We start from the raw sequence: 6,619 nt of genomic DNA, 5'->3' as shown, positions 1-6,619 counted from the left end.
CCCCGGCACCGATCCCGGCGGCCCTGGCCCGGGTATGCCGCTCGGGCAGCAGGTCGAGGACCGCCTGCCGGTGCGCCTCGCTCGTCGCGTCGTCGTACGGATCGGGCGTCGCAGGTACCTGGAGCCTGAGCACCGGGCCGGCGCCGAGCCGGGCGTACCCCCTGCCGGGCGGTACCTCCGGAGTCGGCGTGGTGTGCGGCGGCGCCCCGAGGACCGCCTCCACCAGCGCGGGCGCCGCCGGGCCGAGGACGACCCGGGCGCGGGTGTGGGTCAGTACGGTCTCGCTCAGCCCGTCCAGACTGTCGAGCTGGTCGGCCACGACCACCGTGACCTGCGCGGCCCTGCCGTGCCGCAGCGGCACCTGGAGGAGCGTCTGCGGATCGGGCCGCCCGTCGGCCGCCGCGAGATGTCCGAACGCCGTCGGCCGGTCCAGCAGGATCCACAGCGGCCGCTTGACGTCGTCGGGCGTGGGGTGCCCGGACTGCCTCGCGCGGTTCGCCGCGATCAGCCGCCGCTGCGTCTCGTGCGCCGCCCATTCGAGGCTGGACAGCGCGCCCGCGAGGCCGCTCTCCACGGCCAGCACACCCGAACGTCCCGTCAGACACGCGAACTCGCCGGTGCCGCTGCCCTCCACGATCAGTACGTCGCCGTGCTGGAGCGCCTGGAGCGCGAGGGAGCGCAGCAAGGTGGTGGCGCCGCCGCCCGGCTGGGCCGCGATCAGCAGATGGGGTTCGGTCGAGCGCGGACCGGTACGCCAGACCACCGGCGGCGCGTCCCGCGTCCGCGCGCCCTCCACGACGGGCAGGGTGCGCCGGACCGCGCCGTCGTCGGTGAAGCCGAGCACCGTCTCACCGGGGACGGTGACGAATCGCTGGGCAGCGACGTCCGTGGAGAGCGCGGGCAGCACGCTCATCTCCAGTTCGTTCGCCTCCTCGTGCCAGTCGAAGAGATACTCACGGCCGCGCCCGGACTTGGCGTGCAGCAGCAACTCGATACGGGAGCGCGCCGCCGGCTCGCCGTCCGTGAAGTACGGCGGGTACTTCACGCGCAGCCGGCTGAGACGGCCGTCGCCGTCGAACTCCGGGTCGCTGAACGCCGAACTCCACTCGCCGTCGTGGGCGAAGAGCGGACTCGGGTCCTCCGGTACGGAGAAGTACGGCACCAGCGCCTCGTAGAGGGACTGGAGCCGCAGGATCTCCGCCTCGTCGGGCCCGGTCCGCACGGGCGTACGGTCCCGCCCCTTCCAGCCGGCCGCGGCCATCACCGAGACCACGGCCAGCAGCGGCCCGTACGGCATGAGCGCGACCACCAGGACGCAGGCGGCGGCCAGGAACAACGCGGGACCACGCCGCTCCTTCGACGCACCGACCCACTTCCGGCGTCCGGCGACGGCCAGCAGCCGCAGACCGCGGGAGATCGTGATCAGCGGATGGAGCACATCGGTGGCGCTGTCGGCGGCCGTGCGGGCCATCTCGCGGCTACGGGCGATCTGGGCGCTGCCGCCGGTCAGCACGCGGGGGAGCGGTAGCCGGATCACGTCTGTCTCCTGGAGGTACGAGAGGGCGGTTGATGGGGTGTCAGAACTTGATCCCGCCGAGCAGCCCGGCGAGGCTCGCGCCTCCCGCCGTGATGCTCGGCGCGATCGCCGTACCAGCGAGATAGAAGCCGAAGAGCGCACTCACCAGCGCGTGCGACGCCTTGAGCCCGTCCTTCCTGAAGAAGAGGAAGACGATGATTCCGAGCAACACGACGCCTGAGATGGACAGGATCATGGGAGTTCTCCTGGTCGAGGGGACAGTCGCCATGAGTTCTTCCAGCATTACGGAAAGTATCTATGCGATTAAAGGTCCCAAAGAGTGAAAAACTACGCATTTCACTGCACTGGCTCACGTTGTGTCATCTCCCGGGTGGCGGCGGGGCTCGCTTCGGCGTGCGGCCGTACCGAGCAGTACCCTTTCGGTTTCCGACGACTTCTGACGACGTGAAAGGTGGCCGGCCGATGAGTGAGGAGCTGGACCCCGAAGTGATCGAGCTGGCGACGAAGGTCTTCGATCTGGCCCGCCGCGGCGAGACCGAGACGCTCGCCGCGTACGTCGACGCCGGTGTCCCGGCGAATCTCACCAATGACAGGGGGGATTCGCTCATCATGCTCGCCGCGTACCACGGCCACGCGTCCGCGGTCGAGGCGCTGCTCGCGCGCGGCGCCGACGGCGACCGCCCCAACGACCGGGGGCAGACACCGCTCGCCGGAGCCGTCTTCAAGGGGGAGGCCGCGGTGATCGAGGCGCTGCTCGCCGGCGGCGCCGACCCGGCCTCCGGTTCCCCCTCGGCGGTGGATACCGCGCGGATGTTCGGGAAGACGGACCTTCTCCGTCTGTTCGGAGCCGAGTGAAGGAGGCGTCGTAAATGTGGTCGCGGTGGCGAAATGGGTGGGTCATCATGACGACGGGCCCGCAAGGGGCCACCGACGAAAGGCAGCGAGAGATGGTCTACACCAAGCGCGGTACGACGGTCGGACGAGCATGTCGCGACAGGGTCTAAGTATTCACGCCCCCCGGTCGCGTCGACAGCTTGATGTGAGGCTTCCCCCATGTTCGATCCAGTCATAGCGCCGAGCGGTACGCTGCTCGGCCTGTTGCAGAGGGGCCGCGGCGACGGCACGCTGCACGCGCTCGCCGCACCACGCGTCGAGGCGCTCGCCGCCCTCAACCACTGCGTGCTGAACGACCCGCGCCACGACTGGCAGGTCGAGAACCGCTCGCTGTACTACGCACGTCTGTACCTGGATCTCCACGGCGGCCTGGAGGCCGTCGAACACCACCTCTTCCAGGCCGAGGACGTCCTCGACACCGAGGAGTCACGGACCGGGCTCGCGCTCGCCGTACTCGGCCACCTCGCGTCGTACGGCAGGAGCGACGCACTCCACCTCCTCAGGAGGTACGCGGAGACCGGCACCAACTGGGCCTGGGCCCTGGACGAACTGGCGCTGCGCGACGACGACACCGGGCTGCGCTCGCTGGCCGTGCCCGTACTGGCCAGATTCCCGGCGACCCCGGAGGGCGACACCGAACTGGCCGGCGTCGTCAGGGACGCTTTCGAGCCACGGCCCTGGCGGCTGTGGGCCGAGGATCCGCGTGCGTCGGTCGGCGCCCGGATCAGGGCCGCCGGCGAACAGGGGTCCTTCGACCGCTGGCAACGGCAGATGCGGCCCAGCGGCCCGCGCCCGGGCTGGAGCGTCCAGGCGGTCTTCGACTGGGCGCAGGAAGCCCTCGAACGCGGCAGTGTGCTGCACGTCCCCGCCGCCCGCTGCCTCACGGCTGTCGCCGGGCCCGGGGACCGCGCCGTCATCGTCGAGGCGGCCCGCTACGGCCCCGAGGGCGCCCGCGGCGCGGCGCTCCACTATCTGGCAGAGGCCTGCGATCCGGCCGTCCTCGACCTGATCGAGGCCGCAGCGCTGAGCCCCGACCGGGTCGTCGCCGAGGCCGCGGTCTCGGCGTTCGAGCGGATGCCCGGCAAGGAGGCCGTCGACCGGGCCCGTGGCTGGATCCACCGCCCCGACGCCCTCGGAGCCTCGGCGGCAGGCGTCCTCGCCACCCGGGGCGCCACGAAGGACACCGAACTGGTGCTGGGCGCGCTGCGCGAGACCGTACGGGCCGAAGGACCCGACGCGCCCCGGCTGTGCACCCTGGTGGACGGCGCGGGACGCCTCGGCATCATCTGCGCGGCCCCCGTACTGCGCCACGTCTACCGCGAGACCGCGTCCTCACAGCTACGGGGACGCGCGGCCAGGGCACTCGCCGCCACCGACCCCTCCTACCCCACGGGCTTCGCCGTCGAATGCCTCTGGGACTGCGAGGAGACCACCAGGGAGGTCGCCGCGCTGCACGCGGAGACCGGGGACGTACGGGTGGTCGACCGGCTCCGCAGGCTCGCCGCCGACCCGGCCGAGGAGGCCGAGGTGCAGACCGCCGTACGCAGCAGGATGGGACCCGACACGGCGGCCCGCTGACCGTACCGGCCGCAGGCGCTCACGTTCGGCTCGGCAGGACCGTATGGATCCGGTCCGGCGGGACGACGGGGGAGAGCGCCGGCCAGCACGCCCCGGGTGGCCACCGGAGAGCGTTTTCTTGTGTTTTCCATGCTCACGGGCGCGTGCGAAGGCTAATGCTCACGGGACGTTCCCCAAGCGGAAAGATCCACGTTGGCAGGGACACGTCCGGCAGGACGACAACACGGATATGCGTGTCGTCATCGTCACCGAGTCCTTCCCGCCAGATGTCAACGGCGTAGCCCACTGCGCCCTCCAGACCGCGCGGCATCTTGTCGCCCGCGGCCATGAACCGCTCGTCATCGCCCCGGCCGTCGCCGACGCCGACGAGACGGGCGCACCCTGTCCTGTCGTGCGCGTGCCGTCCCTTCCCCTCCCCGGCTATCCGCAGGTACGGGTGGCGCTGCCCAGCCGCCGTGTCGCCGCGACCATCACCGCCCACCGCGCCGAACTCGTCCATCTGGCCAGCCCCTTCGTGCTCGGCAACCGAGGCATGACCGCCGCTGCCCGGCTCGGTCTGCCGGCGATCGCCGTCTACCAGACCGACCTGGCCGGCTACGCCCGTACCTATGTGGGCGCCGGAGAGGCAGCCGCCTGGCGCCGTATCCGTACGGTGCACAGCGCCGCCGACCGCACACTCGCCCCGTCCAGCGCCGCCGTACGCGACCTGGAGGCGCACGGCGTGCCACGGGTGCGGCTGTGGCAGCGCGGCGTGGACACCGCGCGGTTCCGTCCCGGACTGCGGGACGAGGCGCTGCGCGCGCGGCTCGCACCCGGCGGGGAGCTGATCGTCGGATACGTCGGCAGGCTCGCCGCCGAGAAGCACGTCGAACTCCTCGCCGGGGTCGCCGGGCTTCCCGGCGTACGCCTCGTGATCGTCGGGGACGGACCCAGCGAACCGGCGCTGCGCGGCGCGCTGCCCGGCGCGGTCTTCCTCGGCCGCACGACCGGCGACGAACTCGCGCGCGTCTTCGCCTCGTTCGACGTCTTCGCGCACACCGGGCCCTACGAGACCTTCTGCCAGACCGTGCAGGAGGCCATGGCCAGCGGCGTACCCGTGGTCGCCCCGGCGGCCGGCGGACCGCTCGACCTCGTCTCCCACGGCCGTACGGGACTGCTCGTGCCCCCGCACGACGCGCAGGCGGTCACCGACGCCGTACGGGACCTCCAGACGGCTCCCGCGCTCCGGGCGTCCTTCGGACGGACGGGACGGGCCACCGTCGAGGGGCGGACCTGGGCGGTGGTCGGGGACCAACTGCTCGACCACTACGCCGATGTCGTCGGCGCGCGCACGGCGGTGGTCGCGTGAACGCCCTGCGGATCGTACGGATGGCCAACTTCGTCACCCCCGCCTCCGGTGGCCTGCGCACCGCCCTCCAGGAGCTGGGCAGCGGCTACCTGGCGGCCGGGCACGACCCGGTGCTGATCGTGCCGGGGGACCGGGCGTCGGACGAGCACACCTCCCAGGGGCGGGTGATCACCGTGCCGGGGCCCGTACTGCCCGGCACCGGTGGCTACCGCGTGCTGACGGCGAAGCGGCGCGTCGCCGCGCTGCTCGAAGAGCTGGCGCCCGACCGCCTCGAAGTGTCCGACCGGACAACGCTGCGGTGGACGGGCGAATGGGCGCGGCGGAACCGTGTCCGCTCCATGATGGTGTCCCACGAGACGGCGGACGGCGTCCTGCGGACCTGGGGGGTGCCGGGAGCCGTCGCGGGACGGGCCGCCGACCGGGTCAACCTGCGCAGCGCGTGGGCGTACTCGCGGATCGTGTGCACCACCGAATGGGCGGAGCGCGAGTTCCTGCGGATCGGCGCGCGCAATGTGCTGCGGGCGCCGCTGGGTGTCGATCTGAGCCGCTGCCGGCCCGACCGGCGCAGCGCGGCGCTGCGGGAGCGGTACACGCGCGGGGCCGACGTCCTGCTGCTGCTCGGCTCCCGGCTGTCGGTGGAGAAGCGGCCGGGGACCGCGCTGGACGCGCTCGCCGTCCTGCGGGAGCGGGGCGTACGGGCGGTGCTCGTCGTCGCGGGCGAGGGACCGCTGCGGGCCGGTCTGGTCCGCAGGGCGCGAGCGCAGCGGCTGCCCGCGCTGTTCCTCGGGCATGTCGCCGACCGGGGGGAGATGGCCGACCTCCAGTCGTCCGCCGACATCTGCCTGGCGCCGGGGCCCGCCGAGACGTTCGGGCTCTCCGCCCTGGAGGCGCTCGCCTGCGGCACGCCGGTCGTCGCGAGCGCGTCGTCGGCGCTGCCGGAGGTGATCGGGGACGCGGGGATCGCCGCCGCTGACAGCGGCGAGGCGTTCGCCGACGCGGTGGAGGACCTGCTGGGCCGCCCGGAGCGGGACCGCCGCGAGGCGGCCAGGACCCGGGCCGAACTGTTCGGCTGGGACCGCTCGGTGGCCGCCTTCCTGGAGGCCCATGAGGTTCCGGTGCTGAACGGCGGCCGGGCGGCGGGGCCCGCTTCGGGTGTCGCGCCTGCCGCGCCGACGACGTCCGTGAGACGCCCTGACGGGGCCCCGCGATGACCACGCCGGTGTCGGAGGCGTCCCAGGCGTCCCAGGCGTCCCAGGCGTCCC

6 protein-coding genes are annotated in these 6,619 nt (G+C 72.9%); 4 read left to right on the top strand and 2 right to left on the bottom strand.

Features of this window, described 5'->3' with window-relative positions; genetic code table 11:
* On the bottom strand, positions 1-1,537 hold a 1,537-nt coding region (locus QR77_RS04885; protein WP_063798000.1), incomplete at its 3' end, for a hypothetical protein.
* A 40-nt stretch (positions 1,538-1,577) separates the two neighbouring features.
* Positions 1,578-1,772 carry a hypothetical protein gene (locus QR77_RS04880; RefSeq protein ID WP_040019840.1) on the bottom strand — a complete coding sequence of 65 codons (195 nt, stop codon included), beginning with the start codon at positions 1,770-1,772 and terminating at the stop codon, positions 1,578-1,580.
* Between the two features lie 227 nt (positions 1,773-1,999).
* Here QR77_RS04880 and QR77_RS04875 point away from each other — a divergent pair, with 227 nt between their 5' ends.
* The 4 genes from QR77_RS04875 (at position 2,000) to QR77_RS04860 (ending at position 6,568) form a co-directional block, all read left to right on the top strand.
* A complete protein-coding gene (locus tag QR77_RS04875; RefSeq protein ID WP_040019839.1) occupies positions 2,000-2,392 on the top strand; it encodes an ankyrin repeat domain-containing protein in 393 nt (130 codons plus the stop codon).
* Between the two features lie 198 nt (positions 2,393-2,590).
* On the top strand, positions 2,591-4,009 hold the full coding sequence (locus tag QR77_RS04870; protein ID WP_040019837.1) for a hypothetical protein: 1,419 nt from the start codon (positions 2,591-2,593) through the stop codon (positions 4,007-4,009).
* 229 nt (positions 4,010-4,238) lie between these two features.
* Positions 4,239-5,357 (top strand): glycosyltransferase family 1 protein, encoded by a 1,119-nt coding sequence (locus tag QR77_RS04865; protein WP_040019835.1) that lies wholly within the window; start codon positions 4,239-4,241, stop codon positions 5,355-5,357.
* Positions 5,358-5,377: 20 nt separating this feature from the next.
* A complete protein-coding gene (locus QR77_RS04860; RefSeq protein WP_052489533.1) occupies positions 5,378-6,568 on the top strand; it encodes a glycosyltransferase in 1,191 nt (396 codons plus the stop codon).
* Positions 6,569-6,619 lie beyond the last annotated feature (51 nt).

The organism is Streptomyces sp. 150FB, from assembly GCF_000818195.1.
In the GTDB taxonomy this organism is placed as follows: Bacteria; Actinomycetota; Actinomycetes; order Streptomycetales; family Streptomycetaceae; genus Streptomyces.
The sequence above is the reverse complement of the archived record's forward strand: the minus strand, read 5'-3'. Positions and strand labels throughout refer to the sequence as shown.